Source organism: Vibrio sp. 99K-1 (assembly GCF_013114585.1).
Lineage (GTDB): Bacteria > Pseudomonadota > Gammaproteobacteria > Enterobacterales > Vibrionaceae > Vibrio > Vibrio chagasii_B.
Genome location: NZ_VTXF01000021.1, coordinates 36,492 through 54,677 on the forward strand (window position 1 = coordinate 36,492; position 18,186 = coordinate 54,677).

Annotated in this window: 18 protein-coding genes; 6 read left to right on the forward strand and 12 right to left on the reverse strand. The window is 45.0% G+C overall.

Going from position 1 to position 18,186, the window contains the following annotated elements; all coding sequences use genetic code 11:
• Nucleotides 1-27: 27 nt before the first annotated feature.
• The 4 genes from dgcA to F0228_RS16985 form a co-directional block, all read right to left on the reverse strand.
• A complete protein-coding gene (gene dgcA, locus F0228_RS16970; RefSeq protein WP_171762512.1) occupies nt 28-1,014 on the reverse strand; it encodes an N-acetyl-D-Glu racemase DgcA in 987 nt (328 codons plus the stop codon).
• 57 nt (nt 1,015-1,071) lie between these two features.
• A complete protein-coding gene (gene dgcN / locus F0228_RS16975) occupies nt 1,072-2,079 on the reverse strand; it encodes an N-acetyltransferase DgcN (RefSeq protein WP_116870962.1) in 1,008 nt (335 codons plus the stop codon).
• 103 nt (nt 2,080-2,182) lie between these two features.
• On the reverse strand, nt 2,183-3,061 hold the full coding sequence (locus tag F0228_RS16980) for a LysR substrate-binding domain-containing protein (protein WP_061033850.1): 879 nt from the start codon (nt 3,059-3,061) through the stop codon (nt 2,183-2,185).
• An 83-nt stretch (nt 3,062-3,144) separates the two neighbouring features.
• Complete coding sequence (locus tag F0228_RS16985; protein ID WP_061033851.1) at nt 3,145-3,936, reverse strand: helix-turn-helix transcriptional regulator; 792 nt, start codon at nt 3,934-3,936, stop codon at nt 3,145-3,147.
• A 162-nt stretch (nt 3,937-4,098) separates the two neighbouring features.
• Between F0228_RS16985 and F0228_RS16990 the strand changes: the two genes are divergently transcribed.
• The gene (locus F0228_RS16990; RefSeq protein WP_116870963.1) at nt 4,099-5,250 is read left to right on the forward strand and encodes an MFS transporter; all 1,152 of its coding nucleotides are present in this window, start codon (nt 4,099-4,101) and stop codon (nt 5,248-5,250) included.
• 221 nt (nt 5,251-5,471) lie between these two features.
• Here F0228_RS16990 and F0228_RS16995 read toward each other — a convergent pair whose 3' ends face one another.
• A complete protein-coding gene (locus tag F0228_RS16995) occupies nt 5,472-5,987 on the reverse strand; it encodes an RNA methyltransferase (RefSeq protein ID WP_008216600.1) in 516 nt (171 codons plus the stop codon).
• Between the two features lie 275 nt (nt 5,988-6,262).
• Here F0228_RS16995 and F0228_RS17000 point away from each other — a divergent pair, with 275 nt between their 5' ends.
• Both F0228_RS17000 and F0228_RS17005 read left to right on the forward strand, forming a co-directional pair.
• The gene (locus F0228_RS17000; RefSeq protein WP_171762513.1) at nt 6,263-7,924 is read left to right on the forward strand and encodes a methyl-accepting chemotaxis protein; all 1,662 of its coding nucleotides are present in this window, start codon (nt 6,263-6,265) and stop codon (nt 7,922-7,924) included.
• A 186-nt stretch (nt 7,925-8,110) separates the two neighbouring features.
• Complete coding sequence (locus tag F0228_RS17005) at nt 8,111-8,329, forward strand: hypothetical protein (RefSeq protein WP_171762514.1); 219 nt, start codon at nt 8,111-8,113, stop codon at nt 8,327-8,329.
• Nucleotides 8,330-8,334: 5 nt separating this feature from the next.
• On the opposite strand, the gene F0228_RS17010 is transcribed toward F0228_RS17005, so the two are convergent.
• Nucleotides 8,335-9,018, reverse strand: coding sequence for an endonuclease (locus F0228_RS17010; protein WP_171762515.1), 684 nt, complete (start codon nt 9,016-9,018; stop codon nt 8,335-8,337).
• Between the two features lie 4 nt (nt 9,019-9,022).
• Nucleotides 9,023-9,892, reverse strand: a complete 870-nt coding sequence (locus F0228_RS17015; protein WP_008216609.1) for a LysR family transcriptional regulator — start codon at nt 9,890-9,892, stop codon at nt 9,023-9,025.
• Nucleotides 9,893-10,110: 218 nt separating this feature from the next.
• Between F0228_RS17015 and F0228_RS17020 the strand changes: the two genes are divergently transcribed.
• On the forward strand, nt 10,111-10,458 hold the full coding sequence (locus F0228_RS17020; protein WP_116870966.1) for a DUF3316 domain-containing protein: 348 nt from the start codon (nt 10,111-10,113) through the stop codon (nt 10,456-10,458).
• A gap of 128 nt (nt 10,459-10,586) precedes the next feature.
• On the opposite strand, the gene F0228_RS17025 is transcribed toward F0228_RS17020, so the two are convergent.
• Nucleotides 10,587-12,224 (reverse strand): methyl-accepting chemotaxis protein, encoded by a 1,638-nt coding sequence (locus tag F0228_RS17025; protein ID WP_171762516.1) that lies wholly within the window; start codon nt 12,222-12,224, stop codon nt 10,587-10,589.
• A gap of 259 nt (nt 12,225-12,483) precedes the next feature.
• On the opposite strand from F0228_RS17025, the gene F0228_RS17030 reads away from it, so the two are divergent.
• The gene (locus F0228_RS17030; protein ID WP_004741147.1) at nt 12,484-12,909 is read left to right on the forward strand and encodes a DUF3010 family protein; all 426 of its coding nucleotides are present in this window, start codon (nt 12,484-12,486) and stop codon (nt 12,907-12,909) included.
• A gap of 62 nt (nt 12,910-12,971) precedes the next feature.
• Here the strand turns inward: F0228_RS17030 and F0228_RS17035 are convergent, their stop codons facing one another.
• Nucleotides 12,972-13,871: a DMT family transporter gene (locus F0228_RS17035; RefSeq protein ID WP_061033858.1), complete on the reverse strand. Its 900-nt coding sequence runs from the start codon at nt 13,869-13,871 to the stop codon at nt 12,972-12,974.
• 123 nt (nt 13,872-13,994) lie between these two features.
• Here F0228_RS17035 and F0228_RS17040 point away from each other — a divergent pair, with 123 nt between their 5' ends.
• The gene (locus F0228_RS17040; protein WP_171762517.1) at nt 13,995-15,422 is read left to right on the forward strand and encodes a PLP-dependent aminotransferase family protein; all 1,428 of its coding nucleotides are present in this window, start codon (nt 13,995-13,997) and stop codon (nt 15,420-15,422) included.
• Nucleotides 15,423-15,518: 96 nt separating this feature from the next.
• Here F0228_RS17040 and F0228_RS17045 read toward each other — a convergent pair whose 3' ends face one another.
• The 3 genes from F0228_RS17045 to F0228_RS17055 form a co-directional block, all read right to left on the reverse strand.
• Complete coding sequence (locus F0228_RS17045; RefSeq protein ID WP_061033863.1) at nt 15,519-16,067, reverse strand: carboxymuconolactone decarboxylase family protein; 549 nt, start codon at nt 16,065-16,067, stop codon at nt 15,519-15,521.
• 281 nt (nt 16,068-16,348) lie between these two features.
• On the reverse strand, nt 16,349-16,912 hold the full coding sequence (locus F0228_RS17050) for an N-acetyltransferase (RefSeq protein WP_081090370.1): 564 nt from the start codon (nt 16,910-16,912) through the stop codon (nt 16,349-16,351).
• The gene (locus F0228_RS17055; RefSeq protein ID WP_061033864.1) at nt 16,913-18,133 is read right to left on the reverse strand and encodes a MerR family transcriptional regulator; all 1,221 of its coding nucleotides are present in this window, start codon (nt 18,131-18,133) and stop codon (nt 16,913-16,915) included.
• Nucleotides 18,134-18,186 lie beyond the last annotated feature (53 nt).

An 18,186-nucleotide genomic window follows, 5' to 3' on the forward strand; every position in this document is an offset into this window, starting at 1 on the left:
TCAATTTAATAGCCGAGACTCAACGAGTTAAAGAATGATCATCCCATCTCGATAAGTCAGTGCTGGCGACACGTCTTGACCAAGTAATACAGGGCCGTCGAGGTCGACAATTTCAGATTGCACAGCGATTGGCAGCGCTGCACGCATTGCCAATGAAGTGCCAAGCATACAGCCAGACATAAGAGTAAACCCAAGTCTTTGCGCTTCTTCGGCAAGGGCTAATGCTTCTGTCAAACCACCGGTTTTATCAAGCTTGATGTTAACCATTTCATACTTGCCCAATAGCGACGAAAGCTGCGACGTGGTGTGGCAGCTTTCATCAGCACACAGTGGGATAGGATGCTTGATGTGTGCCAACGAGGCATCATGCTGTTGCGGCAGAGGCTGCTCTATCATCGCGATATCAAACTCAGCCAGCTGATTGAACAGCTCTTCGAGATTCAATCCAGTCCAAGCTTCATTAGCATCCAGTACAATTTTAACTCCTGGAGCCGCTTCTCGGACAGCGCGTACACGCTCTACCACTTGCTCACCATCAAGCTTCACTTTTAGAAGTTTCGCACCGTTCGCCACATAATCTCGAGCTTGTGTTGCCATCGCTTCTGGTGTGCCAATCGAAACTGTCATTGCGGTAACAATCTGCTTAGGTAACTCGAACAAGCTATTCGGAAAGATCTGGTCGTTCTGCTGCGATTGATAATCCCAAAGCGCACAATCGATAGCATTACGCGCAGCCCCTCCAGTCAATAAAGACTGAAGATAATCTCGTAATTCTTCACGATCGGTCATACCACGCTCAAAAGCCGTTTCAAGAGAGCTAGAAGCTTGTTGAATTTGCGCCAACACAGACTCGGGTGACTCACCATAACGTGGGTAAGGTGTACACTCACCTTGCGCTTGTTTACCATTATGCTCGATGTAAACGCGAACAACATGACACTCTGTTCGGCTGCCTCGAGAGATGCGAAAAGGCGTTTGCATCGCGATAGTAATAGGTTCTGCAGTAATCTTCATAATTTCACTCGGTTGATGTTCGCTTTAACAAATGGAAACGTAGAAATGATGAAATCGTTAAAGTGAATGTCGCAAATGATCAGTAATGTGTTGTACACCAAATCGCACCGGATCCGTCACGGGCACTTGATAAAGTGTGGTCCATTCTTGGCACAATGTCTCAGCCTCTTCAATGCTAATCGCCGATGTGTTCAGGCAGATACCCACCAGCTTCACATCTGGACTTGTCAGTCGCGCAGCTTGTAAATTAGCGTCAATCGTCTGTTCTATCGTTGGCAATTTGGCATGCGGAAGGTTGCGAATATGTGGTCGCCCGACTTCATGACATAAAACCAACGCATCAGCTTGAGCGCCATGCAACAAACCCAAACTCACGCCAGCAAAAGATGGATTGAACAACGAACCTTGTCCTTCAATGATGTCCCACTCGTGGTCGGTAAATTCAGGGCTAATCGCTTCAACCGCGCCAGAAATGAAATCCGCAACCACAGCATCAATCGAAATCCCGCAGCCTTCAATCAAGATGCCAGTCTGTCCTGTCGCTTTAAACTGAGCTGATGTTCCCGCTTCTTTAAGCGATTTTTCTATCGCCAGTGCAGAAAACATCTTGCCTACCGAACAATCAGTCCCGACAGTGAGTAGGCGTTTACCTTTACGAGGTTTACCATTACCCACGTTGAGGACACCATCAAAATGACGTACATCATGAAGCTTAGTCAATCCTCGCAGCTGCATGTCAGCAAGCGGTGAGAATTCACTCAAGCGCTGGTGCATGCCCGATGCAATCTCAAATCCCATTTCTGCAGCTGCCAGTATGGTTGGTTGCCATGACTCAGGGATCACGCCCCCCGGATTGGCAGTACCAATAACTAGCGTTTTCGCTCCCTGCTCTTGTGCCTGTTGCAAGGTCATATCCGTCAAACCGAGAGAAACGGTCTCTTCTGTTAAACGTAATTGGCCAAGGCAGATTTCTGGTCGCCACTGATGAATACCACGAGCAGTTTTTGCAGCCAGAGGGTCAGTAACATCCCCAAGAAAAAGAAGGTAAGGTTGAGCGATAGACATGTGTATTCCTAATTAAGAAGTCCTTGTATGGATTTACCTTAATTAAGAAGTTGAGCCCTGCCGAATGCCTATTCATGGCAAGCCTATAACCTTAAGTTATAGGTTAAGCATGGCTCTTTAATGAAGCAATAAATTGTTTAACGGAAATCGACTGAGGGGTGTGATCTGCGCAAAGCATCGATACCGAAAATGGGATGTCTGGTTGAAGCGGCAACACACAGACTGCATCGTCATTTTGATACTGTTCTGCCGTCCACGGATCAACAATCGCAAACCCTGCTTGGTGCTTAACCAGCTCCGCCGCAGCGCTGTATCCACGTACCGATATTGGATGATGATAATGCTCATCTAGCGCAATCAAGCTTTGATGGAGCAGCAAACCCAAAGGGTCACGACTATCAAGCCCGATGATTGGTAACGGATAATTGATTAAGTCATCAAGGGTTAACTCTGTCGGTAGATGCTCTACGGTGTTAGATGGAACTAGAACCTGAAGGGATTTGGTTAATAGCGTTTCTGACAATATCGCTGGCGGTGCTTCGTCTCCAAATGCGATAGCAATATCAAGCTCATGCTTCAATAACCCTGAACACAGTTCGTCGCGATTGGCAGTTAACAACTCAAAAGAGAGCTCTTGCTCGCGAGACATTTGGGCGACTACCGGAGTCAGCAATTTGGTCGCTAGAATCGGCGGCGCACCAATACGTAAGTGCTGATGGCCTTGCTTCACTTTGTTGGTCAAAGACCGAAATTGGCCTAATTGTTGGTAGACCTTCTCCGCTTCTGGTAACAAGGTTTTTGCTTCAATCGTTGGCACCAATCGCCCTTTGACACGCTCGAACAAGCCAAACCCCAACTGCTGCTCGGTGTGCGCCAAAATACGTGTCACATTAGGCTGGGACACATGTAAGCTGCGTGCGGCTCCAGATACGGTTCCGGTCTGCATAATGGCGTAAAAGACTTCCAGTTGTCTTAAGTTCAAGTCGATGTCCTTGTGATTGGCGAGCGCAATTAAGCCATTAGACTAACATATACATTGCTATTAGAGGCTGACATAAACGAAGGTTACATAGCCTCCGCGTTGGATGTGTTGGTCATGTAATTCATTGGTGTCATACCTGTTTTCTGACGAAAGAAATGAATAAATGCACTGTCACTGGAGAACTCCAACCTATCGGCGACATCCGATATGCGCATGCCACTCGACAGCAATTCAATCGCACCCAATAAGCGCCACTGCTGCCGCCAACTTTGATATGGCATTCCGGTTTCTCTATTAAAGATCCGAGTGATCGTCTTTTCGCTCGCTCCAACAACCTCACTCAACTGTGCCAACGACGGTGCCATAAAATCTTGGTTATCAATATCAGATAACCAAGATTTGAGGCGATGATCTTGAGGTAACGGCAAAGACAGATACACCTCTTGCGAGTCGTTCAGCTCTTCGATAAACAAATTCAACGTATTGATTTGCTCACTATTAGGCTTATCGAATGCCCAAAATGCCATTCGCTCTATCAAGACTCTCATTAACGCCGTGATATCGAAAATCATCACACCTCTTGGTAAGCGCTCTGACAAGGATTGATCAAAGTACAGCGAGCGATACTGAGTAATGTTGGTCATCTGAGCATCGTGTTGAACGCCTTTCGGGATCCATGCCGCCCTCATTGGGGGTAAGACATACTTCACATCTTCCAATGTGATTGTCATACACCCGTGCTTCGAAAACAGTAACTGGTCTTTTTCATGAAAATGTATGCCGGAAGCGTGATTAGAAACCTCAGCAGCAACACCAACCACTAACCCGTTATGGTCGTCTGCACAAAAGTCATCTTGTTCTGAAATCAATGCCATTTAGCAGCTTGTCCTTATTTCGATGTTTTATGTCCAAATCTCATTATAAGACATTAGCACATCATGCCTAGAATAGTACCTGTTCTGTTATCCCTCTGATTAAGAGGTTCAGGAAATAACTAAATCATTACGATGTTAATTAGAGGTATTTGAAAACAAAAAATGAACAAGATTATTGGAAAAATTTCTATCCCATTAGCGGTTGTGTTGCTGATGTTTCCACAAATAGTAGAAACCATGTATAGCCCGGCTCTGACTTCTGTAAAAAACCATTTTGGGGTTAGCAGTAGTGAAGCGGCACAAGCGATGTCTATATTCTTCATTGCTTTTGCATTCGGAGTCGTATTCTGGGGGCGCATGTGTGATGTATTAGGAAGACGAGTCTCTACCTTAGTGGGGTTAGTCGTCTTTATCATTTCAGCTCTGTTTACCATGTTAGCGCCGACATTCACTTTAATGCTCACGGGCTTTGGCTGCTGTGCTTTTGGTGCTGCTGTTGGTTCTGTTTGCACACAGACTATTATCCGTGATGGTTATCAAGGTAAAGAACTCAGCCACGTCTTCTCAATTGTGGGTACCTCTATTGGGATCAGCCCTGTTGTTGGGATGTTGGCTGGTAGTTGGTTGACGTCTGTAGGTGGCTATAAATGGGTATTCATGGCGATGGTGGTACTTGTGGCTATCTTACTGATTTGGTCATTAGGTAAACTGCCAGAAACAAAGCCTGCAAATACAAAAAGAGACAGCCTAATCTCTGTTGCTATAAAAATGCTTACCGATGCACACATCTGGTACGTAACGTTAATGGTTGGGCTATTTAATATAGCGCTATTCTCGTACTACAGTATTGCCCCCTTTATGTTTGAGCAATTAGGGGCAAGTGTGAACTTTTTTGGTAATACCGGTTTTATTCTTGCGATGGGGTCAGTATTAGGCTCTGTTATTAATATGAAGCTAATTCGCATGCATTTAAGCCATGACAAAATTGTAGCGTTTGCGTCTTGCCTATTACTGGTTGCGGGCATTGGTGTATTTATCATGCAGGAATCCGTTTGGTTCTTCATCCCAATGGTATTTGTATCGTTATCATTCGGGCTTGCGTTACCTAATTTGCTCAGTGGCGCTTTGACTAAATATCACGACCATTTAGGCAGTGCCGGAGCTCTATTAGGCCTGTTTTATTACTTGATTATTGGCTTTGGCTTACACAGAGCAGCCGATTTCGCCGACCTAGCATTGACGCTTTTGGCTTGCGCAATTGTCGCCATTGTATTGGTTATCATGCACACACTGCATCAGATGACGCGTCAATAGCCTTACCTCTTAAAACAAAAAAACCACCTTTTTAGGTGGTTTTTTATTACTGACATACATTAACTAATATAAAGGCAACTCAAATGACAACATTACTTTATATCGCGTTATCTATTGCGGCCATCTTCTTCATATTTGCCATCGCTAAATATATTTTAAACCTGTTTATCTTCGACTTTAGCGATATTGAGTTTTAAAAATATCTAACCACGAGCGTCAGGTTAGCACTTCTCTTTGATAACTAAATGGTTGCGATTATCACGGCTTTTCTTAATCAGCTCGTTGCTCTCGTCCATTTCATCTGACTTCGCAAGGCGATCATAAAGCAGCACATTCACGGTTGCAGCCAAGTTCATGCAACCCACCGTTGGAACGTACACAACGTGATCTGCTCTATCGGCAACGTCTTGAGTAATAGAACCATCTTCTGGGCCGAAAATGTAAATCGCATTTTCTGGGTGTTTAAAACGTGGTAGTGGTGTAGCACCTTCCGCAAGTTCCACACAAACAATCTTGGTTTCAGGATCAAGGTTATCTAAAAACGACTCGACACCGGTCAGTGGGATTGTGCGCGTTGCACTCTTGGTATCGGTGTGGAATTTAGCGGCTTTTTCGTAGCGTTGCCCTGTGTATTTAACTTCATCGACCTGATAACAACCAGCCGCACGCATAACAGCACCAACGTTTGTCGGGCTCTTCGGGTTAGTTAAACCAATAGTCACATGGCTTTTGTTCATGAATCTTTCTCACTTAACGAATAGACATAGCAGGGTGCTACAAAGCGTCGCATTCTAACAAAGCAACGTCGAATTCAAAAGCATCGAAACAGATGAGTCGCATCTCCTTTAAGCCCCTAGTTGCAAGGGGTGTCACATCAAAAATTTAACCGCCATCATATTTATAAAACAAAAACACTCTAGGGTAACAATTAAACAACAAGCCCATTTACATTTTGAAACCACATTAATAATGTGTTGAAAATTGCATGAGACAATCACACAGGAAGCGTGACATGACCCTAACCATCAAAAACCGCCTTTATATTCTCTCTTTCATTCCACTGCTGCTGATGGCAATCGGGATGATGAGTGTGACGTATATGAAGAGCACCGAGCTAACCGCACAACAAGTAGAATCGACGCGTAGCAATATGATGGCGATGAAAGAAAAGGAACTCAAAGCGTATCTGCAAATGGCCCAGTCTTCTATCAGCCCGTTCTTAGAAAGAGGTGCAACATTAGAAGAGGCCTTGCCAACCTTAAGAACACTCGAGTATGGCGAATCGGGCTATATCTTTGGTTACGACTCTAAAGGTGTGAGAGTGGTCGTCGGACAGAATACGGATGGCATTGGCAAAAACTACTACGACCTACAAGACAAAAAAGGCAATTACCTGATTCGTGACCTCATCAAGAACTCAAAGCTTGGCGAATTCACGACTTACTATTTTCCGAAACTTGGTCAATCTGAAGCACTACCAAAACTCAGCTACTCGATATTCATTCCACAATGGGACTTGATGCTCGGCACTGGTTTTTATACTGACGATATTGATGCAGTCATTGCCGAGATGAAAGAGAGTTCAAATGCAGCCCTTCAAAGTTCATTGACTGCGATCGCCCTTTTCTGTGGCTTGATCGCCCTAGTGGTTGCCGTGTTCGCTGTTGCTGTGAACCGTACCATCATGAAGCCGCTAGAACAGTTTGATCATTCAATTAGTGCATTCGCAAGTGGTGAAGCCGACTTAACGGCACGAATGGAAACCTTCAAAGCACCGGAATTCTCAAAGCTCAGCGAGAACTTCAATGCTTTTGTTGCTAGCCTTCAAACCATCATTCGCAGCGTAAGCGATGTAGGCCAGCAAGTGGTGGCTGAAACAAGCAGCATGTCTTCTCGTGCAGCGCAGGTCGACGAAATTGCCACAGGTCAGCGCGAAGAAACAGAGCAAGTCGCTACCGCTATGACTGAGATGACAACAACGGCGCAAGAAATCTCAAGCAACGCTAGCCAAGCCGCAGATTCAGCCAAGCTTGCAGAAAGCAATGCCAAAGAAGCTCAACAGATCGTAAACGCAGCAGCTGATTCAGTAGCCGGCCTAGCGAGTGAAGTATCTGAAGCCAACACCGTGGTATCTCGCTTAGAAGGCGATGTACAAAACATTTCCTCTTCGTTGGCAGTCATTCAAGACATTGCCGAGCAAACTAACTTATTGGCACTGAATGCTGCAATTGAAGCAGCTCGTGCAGGTGAACAAGGTCGTGGTTTTGCAGTAGTCGCCGATGAGGTTCGTAAGCTGGCAAGCCGAACTCAAGAAAGTACGGGCGACATTCACAAAATGATTGAACAGCTAAAAGCCGCTTCAGACGCTGCAGTCAAAGCGATGGATTCAAGCCAAAACCGCAGTGCTCAAACGGTAGAAGAAGCTAATGCTGCAGCGGCTGCATTGGCTAAGATCCAAGAGTCGATCGATACCATCATGGACATGAACTCACTGATTGCTACAGCAACTGAAGAACAGAACATTGTTGGCCAAGAGATATCTCAACGTATTGTCGTAATATCAGACCAAAGCTCTCAATCGGCATCACTAGCCAATCAAAACCGTGCTGGTAGCCAAAACCTCAATAACCGCGCGAATGAGCTCTACCACCTAGTGGATCGTTTCACGGTCTAACCTTTATCCTCTAAAATAAATTCGGGCTTTAGGTTCCCCAATCTGAAGCCCGAATTTCTCAGTCTCAACTCAAACCTTCCCCCCGTTCTTTGTTCTTCCTTTTTCATCAGCTTTAAGTGCCAATTTACAAAAGTCAGTTAAACTTAGTGAGTTGTAAGGTCATTGACTCGTAGGTAGGCAGATAAGATGTTTAATTCAGATAAGAAGAAGGTTCGTGGTTTATTGATCGCCACGCGCTTTGGCGTATCCGCTTCAGAGATGAAAACCATAATTGGTGTTGAACAGAGCAAAGCAATGAAGTGCATTCTTCAGCTCAAAGAGGAAGGTGAAGACATTCACACACTTGGAGAAGGCAACAACCCCGAAGAGTTAGTTTTGTATTCCATCGGAGATATTGAGCCTTAAGCGAGTTAAATTTTAGTCTGAGTTCTAGCTTCGATACACATGCTGTTTAGCGGGCAATGTTGACACTTTGGCTTGGGGTTACAAAACTGCTGCCCATGCTCAACCAACAACCCATGGTAGTAGCCGTACCTTTTTGTATCCAGGGGGATCGCGCTCTCCATCAAGGCTCGAAACTTCTCATACGATTTAGGCACATCGAGTCCGTTGCGAGTGAAGATTCTTCGCGCGTACGCATCAATAACGAAAGACGGCTTACCTATCGCATAGACCAAAATCGCATCAGCCGTTTCGCCGCCAATCCCTTTCACTTCCAGTAACTCTTTACGCAGTTGCTCCTTGTCTTGCTCACGAACCACAGACATGTCGTAGTGGTACTTCGAAAACCATTCAGTCACAGCCTTTAACTTGATGGCTTTCTGATTGTAGTAGCCACTGGAACGAATCTTTTGGGCAAGTTCATCAAGTTCGATGTCAGCAACCGACCTTGGATTGCATTTCTCACCTAAGTTAATGAGTGCTTTCTCTGCGTTCTTCCAGTTGGTGTTTTGAACCAAAATAGCGCCTAAAACAATCTCGTAAGGATCATTCCTTTGCCACCAATCAAAATAGCCATAATGCTGTTCGAGTGTATCGAACACACTGAGTATCAACTCACTTTGACTTGCAGAATGACGCTCAATGTCGATCATAGGATCAATCCAATTGCTCAGAAAGGAAGTCTACAAGCAAACGAACCTTTGAAGACAGATTACGGTTCTGCGGGTAGAGCGCCCAGATCCCCTCTTTATCGTCTCGGTAATCGGAAAGCACTTCGACCAACTCACCAGAATCAAGATCTTCACTCACGTAGTATTCAGGTAACTGCACCAAGCCTATACTCTGCTTCGCTGCATCTAACAAGGCTAAACCACTATTGCACTTGATACGTCCATTAACACGGACGGAGCGAGGGCGACCGTTTTCTTTAAAGCGCCAGTGCTCAAAGCCACCGACTAAACATTGGTGGTTGGTCAATTCGGAGAGCGTATGAGGCTCACCATAATTCTCAATATATTCAGGGCTTGCGCATACGTAGAGCTGGCGTTGAGAAAGCTTTTTTGCGACGAGACTTGAATCTTCTAATCGACCAAGACGGATTGCGACATCGACACCCGAGTCGATCAAATCGAGCTTTTGGTTGGTCAGCATTAACTCTAGCTCGACTTGCGGGTGAAGCTTTAAAAATTGGTGCAGTATTGGTGCTAGTTGGCGCTCACCATAGGTGACAGGAGCCGTTACTTTCAGAAGCCCCTTCGGTGTCGATTGCATTTGTGTTACCGCCAATTCCGCAATCTCTAAGCCCTCGACCAACAATTTACACTGTTGATAATAGAGTTGCCCGGCTTCTGTAAGAGAAACCTTGCGAGTCGTTCGGTTGAGCAGTTTCACCGCGAGACGTTCTTCGAGATTTGCAACTCGGCGACTTATTTGAGCGACCGATGTAGCAAGCTTCTGTGCGGCACCAGTAAAACTCTCACGCTCTGCGACTGCAACAAACTCACTTACCCCTTCCCAATTGGCCATGCCTTTACCTTGTGCTGAACTGTGGATACCCATGCAGTGTATTGAAGTTACCGAATTCTGTCACCTTGCTTGATATGCTTTGCGTATAACTCTCAACTAACAATCACTGTGGGACTAACTTCTTACATAAGTTCGTTTTTGTCCTAACATTATTCTTATCTACTGTTGGTAGGTTGAAAACTCGAATCATTGGTTACACAACAAAGTCAGGTACTCTTATGAAAAAATTAATCATACTTGCATCAACTCTTGTACTCAGCACCACAGCGTTCGCAGCCACTAAAACGACGATCCAAGAAACAACGCTAAAGTCTGATACCTTTGTTACTGAAGCGGAAGCATACGATGCAGGCACGAACCTTATGGATGAGCTAAGCACAAAGACACCGTTTGAGCTTTCAAGAGAACTGCCACAGTTCCAGCAAACAACAAAATACGATTCGTTCAAAATTGATGACGCGAATATGGAGGTGAAGAAAATCACCAACATGAACGGCGATGTTCACTACCAAGCAAACGTAAAAGTTGATTACCGTTACACATACCAAGACGGTCGTAACAGCTAATCACTAGCAGCTCACGGTCAACAACGGATCATGTATCTAAAAAGAAAGCCCGAACTCATGGAGTTCGGGCTTTCTGCTATTTCTTTGCGGCTAACGAGAACAAACCACGTTCATCTCAGCTCTAAATGTTACACCTCGAACTGCGAAACTAGGCTATCAAGCGCCTCACATTGCTCGGCCAAAGCCATACACGCATTTTCAGCGCTGCTCGCCATCTCAACCATTTGCATCGTACTTTCTGCGATACGTTGAACATTTTTGTTCACTTCTTCAGACACTTGAGACTGCTGAGAAGCTGCCGTCGCAATCTGCGTGTTCATGTCATTCATCTTACCTATTGAATTACGAATCTCACTCAAAGAAGACGCTGCAGTCCCTGCTTGAATAATGGTTTTCTCGCCGCTGATTTTGCTCTCGCTCATCACGCCAACAGCATGCTTAGCCCCGACCTCTAAACGCTCAATCATAGCCTCGATTTCACCAGTGCTGTCTTGAGTTTTACTTGCCAATGCACGTACTTCGTCCGCGACTACAGCAAAACCACGACCTTGTTCGCCAGCACGTGCCGCTTCGATCGCTGCATTTAAGGCCAACAAATTAGTTTGTTCAGCAATACCTTTGATAACGCCAAGAATAGAGGCGATGTTTTTCACATCAGTATCCAGTTCCTGAACCACACCACCCGCGTTCTCAATATCTTGAGCTAGACGTTCAATTGATGTCACGGTTAGACCAAGCGTAGTGTCTGCCGACTCCACTTCGTGATTCGCAACGTTACTTGCGGTAGCCGCATCTAGGGCATTACCACTCACCACTTCGCTAGTCGCCTGCATTTCATGAACAGCAGCCGCAACAACTTCACTCTCTCGCTGTTGGTTTGAAGAGAATTCAGCAACGCTTTGAGTGAGCGACTTAATATTTTCCATCTCAGATCGAACAGCGTTTGACGTGAAAATTACTTGCTCAACCGTAACGTGGATTTTGCCAACAAACTTATTGAAAGCAGAGCTTAAACGAGCAATCTCGTCGTTCCCTTCCACCTTCATGCGCTGAGATAAGTCACCATCACCTGATGCGATCTCATTCATTGCTTTCTCAACGTTCTGGATTGGTTGAACAATGAAACGGTTCGATAACCACATCGCAAACAATGCGGCAAAAACAGCGACTGCCATTCCAACCTCAATGATCAACTTGCTTGATTCAATTGAGTCGCCCGCTTGCTGACGCAGCTCTTTCTGCTTCAACTCAATCAGGGTACGGATATCACGCAGTTGTTTACGGATAATCGCAAACTCAGCATCTAACGCTGGCGAGTAATCAATGTTGTATTGATGTGCATTCGCAGGGTCAGCAAACATAGGTTCGTGTAGCGCGACCCACTTACTCATCGCATTAACCAGTTTAGACAGTTCACCACGTGAAGAAGGATCTAACACACCAGCTCGATACAAAGTCTCAACACTTTCAAAGCGTGGAACCGCTTTATAAGCGTTGTCTTTGAATTCGAACTTTTGATAGTCAATCGCCGCCTGATCTTTCGCAAGTAACAAGCCTTGCGCTGAAGCGATGATTTGGTAGATATCGCGGTAGCCATCTTCTAGGTTATCTAGAACAGGTTGAACGACATTGTTGAGCTCGTTATTAATCGCAGCTTGAGCATTTGATCTGATAACGTTGAGCACGGTAACGGTAGAAAAAACAATCACAATCACCAACAGCGGGATCGCGATTTTACTCTTAATCGAAAGATTATTGATATTCATTGGGATTAATAACCACACTTCAAATAGGGATGCGCGCGCAATATACAGCACACATATGAAATCCCGCTAAGCTTTTGTGAGCCTCATCCCATAGCAAACGTTACCGCCTATCTACATGATGATAAATTAGCCAAAGGTTAACTTTTCGCCGCTAAGATATTCTCTGATTTAGACTTATTTTCGACGGATACACGCAAATACTGGAGAAGTGTTAGAAATAACACCATAATATAGGGCTCTAAAATAAGTAGGTAAGAACATGAAAATTTGTGGTGTTGAAATCAAAGGTAACGATGCAGTCATCTGTCTTCTTTCTCTGTCAGATGGTGTATTTAACATTCCTGATTGCCGAGTTTCTAAGGTTTCTATCAGCGACGCTAACGACACACAGAATATGAAAGACTTTCAATTCTCTTTTGCAAAGTTAATGGAAGATTACCAAGTAGAAAAAGTAGTGATTCGCCAACGCCAAACTAAAGGCAAATTTGCTGGCGGTGGCTTCGGCTTCAAACTAGAAGCAGCGATCCAATTGATCGACGGACTAAACGTTGAAGTAGTTTCTCCAGCAGACATCAAAGAAAGCCTGAAGCGTAACCCTCTAATGATGAAGTTCAAAGAGACTGGTCTAAAACAATACCAAGAAGCACCGTTTACAACGGCTTACGCATGCTTGATGAAGCGCTAATCGATAGTCGCTAGAAAGTTATTGACAGAGAAAGAGCCTGAATATTCAGGCTCTTTTTATTTTTAACGGTTTAAAGCTGCTTGTCTTCGGAACCTAATCAATTCGGGCTTCTTCACCACCAGATAAACCGCAGTGGCTGACAACGCAAAACCCATTGCGCCATAGATGTCGAACGACTCGCCGAAGATAAGCCACGCTTGAATTGCGGTTGTCGGCGGTACGAGATAAAACACCGATGCGACACTTGAAGACGCCCCATTCTCCACCATGTAAAGTAACAACAATATTGCGACACAAGATAGAACGACCACCAGCCAAATCAGCGTTAACGTAAATTCTACCGTCCAGTTCACTTGCATGGTTTCGTAGCGCATCGCAAAAGGCAGGAACAACGCTGCAGAAGCCAAGTATTGCACCATTGCACCGCCCACCATGTCTGTGCCCTTACAGAAACGCTTTTGATATAAAGTGCCGCAAGTAATACCTACCAGTGACACTAAGCATAACAGTGTCGCCAAGCCTTTTTGGTCATCCGATTGCCATTCAATATTACCCATTAACACCAAGCTAATACCCGCAAAGCCAAGCGCTAAACCAAGCCATTGCGCAAAGTTAAAACGCTGTGAGGTGAAGCTGACCATGATCAGCGCGGTAAGAATAGGTTGCAGACCCACCAATAAAGAGCTCAAACCTGCAGGCATCCCCATATCAATCGCCAGATAGGTACCACCGAGGTAAAAACCATGAATCAATATCCCAACAACACACGCATGGAAGAATGCTCGACCACGAGGGATACGACGTTTAAGGATTGCAATCAAAACCAAGAACAGCGCTACGTTGGCTACCATCCTAAGTGAAAGTAACGTCGCGGGTTCAGCGTATTCAACACCAAGCCGAGCGCCAACAAAGCCTGACGACCACAATATTACAAACACAAACGGAATCATTTTAATCAGCATTACAAACCTCTGGTCAACTCTTCATCAATGCTGTTACCTTAGTTGGGTACAGATAACTAATAAAGATACAGATATAACACTTTAAATGGTTACAGATTGAGAGTCAGTAGATGGGAGAACAGTGTGGAAGTAGAAGTCAGCGGTAATAAATATCTCGCCACCGAGCAACATATTAAGGCTCAAATCGATAAAGGGCTCTTTCACCCTGACGATCGCCTACCCTCAATCCGACAACTAAGCGAGCAACTGGGTGTAAGCAAAAACACCGTGATTCGTGCCTATCAAGAGTTGGAAGCGACGGGCTGGGTATATTCCGTTCCCAAGTCGGGTTATCGCGTTAAAGCCCCCAACACCACAAGTTGGGATGCACCGAGCCAGCCGCAAAAAGTTGACCTTTTATCTGTCACTAAATCTGTACTCTCCCGCCCCAGTGGGCGTTTAAAGTTACAAGCAGGCTCTGCTCACCCAAACATTAACAACCCCGCCATTCGTAGTCTGTACGCTGAAATTGGTCGCCACAGCCGCTTGCAGACTCAACTTCCTGGCTATTACCAACTGCCGCCCGGCGACGAACAATTAGTAAAACAATTGTTAAAGATCACCCACGATCTGGGCGTACCTGCAGGATCGAAAGAGATTGCGATCACTCACGGCGCGCAGCAAGCGATCAGTTTAGCACTTCGCGCGTTAACCAAACCGGGCGATATCGTTGTAGTTGAGTCTCCATGCTACTTTGGTAACTTACTCCTATTGGAATCACTAGGCTTACAAGCACTTGAAATACCAAGCAGTGTGAGCCTTGGAATCGATATTCAAGCACTACAAAATGCCTTAGATAAATGGGAAGTGAAAACGCTGCTGCTGACACCAAACTTTACCAACCCGACAGGATCTAGAATGCCACTTGCCAACCGAAAAGCATTATTAGAGATAACCGGATCTTTGCCGATTATTGAAGATGATGTGTTCGGGAGTTTGGCGTTTGATGCTCCGATTGCGAGCTTGAAAGAACTGGATGACCAAGAACGAGTGATCTACGTGAACTCTCTATCCAAGACTTTGGACTCTCGCTTGCGTGTTGGCTGGCTGCTTTCCGGTCGCTATCAACCTTTAATCGAAAAGTACCTACTGTGTGACAACATGGGTAGCTCCAACCTGATGCAATCAGCGGTCGGCCAGTTTCTCACCACTGGCAAATATCGCAGTCATTTATCTAAGATGAAGCGACTCTATCAAACCAACCAAAAGCAATTTCAAAGCCTTTTGATTCAAGCCTTAGATAGCTACCCTCATCTTGTAGGACGCTACCATCTTTCCAAACCTGAGGGAGCATTTATAAACTGGATAACGCTCCCCGAATCACTCGACAGCTATGCCGTCTACCAAGATTGTTTGAAGCATAAGTTAGGTATCTTACCCGGCACTGTGTTTGGCACCCACGACCAATACAAACATTGCCTGCGCTTTACTGTCGCGAACATTGAAGAGAACAAGGACTGGAAAGAAGGAGTCGCGACGCTGGCGAAGTTGATCGCCAAACATACACGTTAACTGCTCCACCAATCAGGCTAGACCCTGAACATAACAAAGCCCCGCTCAACTGAGCGGGGCCTTCATCATTATCATTCCCGGCTTAATTAAAAGCGATTAACCTTGCCAAGCGAACTGCTCAAATACTTTGTCTACTGGCGTTTCAGCAACGTGGTTTACGTAGTTACTGATCACTTTCTGTGACAGGCCAAGAATCACTTCTAAAACTTGCTGTTGGCCGTAACCCGCAGCGAAGAATGCTTCCATTTCGTTTGCTGGCACATTGCCGCGATTACGAACCATGCTTAGTGTGAAGTCGTGTAGAGCTTGCAGCTTTTCTGTTGGCATTGCGGTGCGATTACGCAGTGCTTCAGTAATTGCCGGGTCAACCTTCATTGAGTGTGCAATGCCAGTATGAGCTGGGACGCAGTAGTGACATTCGTGCTCAACGTTAATGGTTTGCCAAACCACTGTCAGCTCTTCTGCATCGAAAGATGAATCGCCAAACGCTTGATGAAGCTGAGTATAAGCCTTGAGTGTATTCGGTGATTCCGCTAACACACCAAATAAACCTGGAACTCGACCCATCTGTTTTTTCGCACCTTCAAGAATAGGTTGGCTTTGTTCTGGTGCTGATTCTACTGAGTGAATTTTGAATTTGCTCATCGTTCTATTCCTATCAAATCTGATTCTAAATTTGGTCATTTACGGAGATTTAGTGACTGCTCTCCGTTGGTGTGAAAACAATATAAACCAAACTAGAACGATCGTTCAAGTTATATTTTGAACAGTTGTTCAAGATATAACTATCGAATAGGAAATTAAAAGGAAGAATAGACTATTCAAAGTCGAGTCATTGTTAACTTATCCTTTTGATTAAAAATAAAAAAAGCCCATCAAGTGGACCTGATGGGCTTTCATTCATTTAAGATTTTATTTTTGAATTACTACCAGTACTCAGCGTGAGCCAAAGCTTCAACACAGCTAGACTGTTCGCTCGCCACTTTGATTTCCCCGCCAGTCAGCGATTGAGCGATCCAACCGTGAGAGTAGCTCAACTCAAATGGCGCAGGGATTTGTTCAACAGTGATTTGCTCAAAGCCCACCCTTGAATAATAACTAGGATCACCATACGTCACTGCAAGGTCAACACCCTGCTCTTTTAGAGTCTCTAAGCCGAAGTTAATCAGTTGTTGGCCGATACCACGCTTTTGAACCTGTGTGCTCACCGCTACTGGTGAAAGTAAATACGCCTTGGTTTCATCGTCAAATGAAAGCGGAGTAAAGATAATCGCACCCACAACCTTGCTGTCAGACTCAATAGAATCATCTTCAGCAACAAAGCAAAGTAGTTCTGTTGGATCTGTAGTCGTCAAAAGGTCATTGGCAAGCTTACCCACGGTTTTACCTTCATTTTCACCTTCTGAATCAGTAAAGGTTCGAGTAAAAAGCTGAGTGATCGTTTCGATCTCGCTTGAATCGTATTGTCTATATTTCATGGTGTTCTTCACTTACTGTACTTTCTTCAACACAAAAAAGTGATAATCAAAATCACGCTTCACAGAGCCTTGAGAGCCTTCCACAAGTTTGCTGTTATTGAAGAATTGTTTAATTTCATTGTCGCAATCTGCTAGCGCTTTTGAGTTTGGCATCGTCGCTTTCAGAGCTTCAACTTGCTTTTGCAAGGGCTGATAGTAGGCAAGCCAACCGGCATAACTCATCGCAAAGTCATTCAGGACTTGATAACCCGCTGCTTTTGCCTGTTTAATGCGCTCAGAAACCGTCGTCATATCTGGGTACTCTTTCTGCCAGAACACTTCGGCTGATTCGCTAGGATTCTCGGTGTTCCAGACCAAATCATTCACGACTAATATGCCATCATCGGCAAGTAACTTTCGCCACTGCTTAAGTGCCTTCTGGACACCCATGATGTAAGCGCTACCCTCTGACCAGATTAAGTCGAATGACTTAGCTTCAAACGGTAAATCCATCATGCTTGCACATACCGTTTTGATATTACTTTCCAGACCAAGTTCTAGTGCTTGCTGATTTAGAATATCCAAACACGGTTGATCATTATCTACCGCAGTGACCTGCACTTCAGCCTGATGTTTTTTCATGGCGTTCGTTAATACGGCGGTTGCAATGCCTTTACCACAACCAATTTCAAGGACGCGCTTCGGTGCTTCCGAAACGTAGGAAAGCGCGGTAAGCGTGTCCTCATTCGTTCCGGGACCTAAACGTTCTAGTCCCTCAAAAATGACGCCGAAATCCGCCATATATTGTTCATGTTCATTCATGTCTTTCGATAACCACTTCAATCGCAGAGCCTGTTTCTCATCAAAGCCCTGCTTAATTAACCAATCGAGGTGTGCATCTGGCGCAAGCTTATCCATCGACTCATGCCACTCTTCTAATCCGCTTTCGCCTAACATTGCTGCTAATAGATCTCGTGAACGCTGTTTTTGCAGTAGCTCTTCGTCCAACTGCTTGAGTCTATTTTCCAACAAACTACGTTCGATCTTTGCATCTAAGCAGGCTTGGCACTCTTTGAGCGTCAACCCACCCGCTTGCAATTGCTGTAACAAGCGAACACGTTGTAGATCCTTTTCAGAATAAAGACGATAGCCATTGCTCTGACGCTGAGCTTCAATCAAACCTAGCTTGCCGTAATACAACAATGTAGAACGACTCAGCCCAACTAATTCGGCCAGTTCAGAGATACGATACATGCACTCCCCCTCTCATTTCGGTAGCAAAGATAAACTATGAAGTTGTAGTCAGG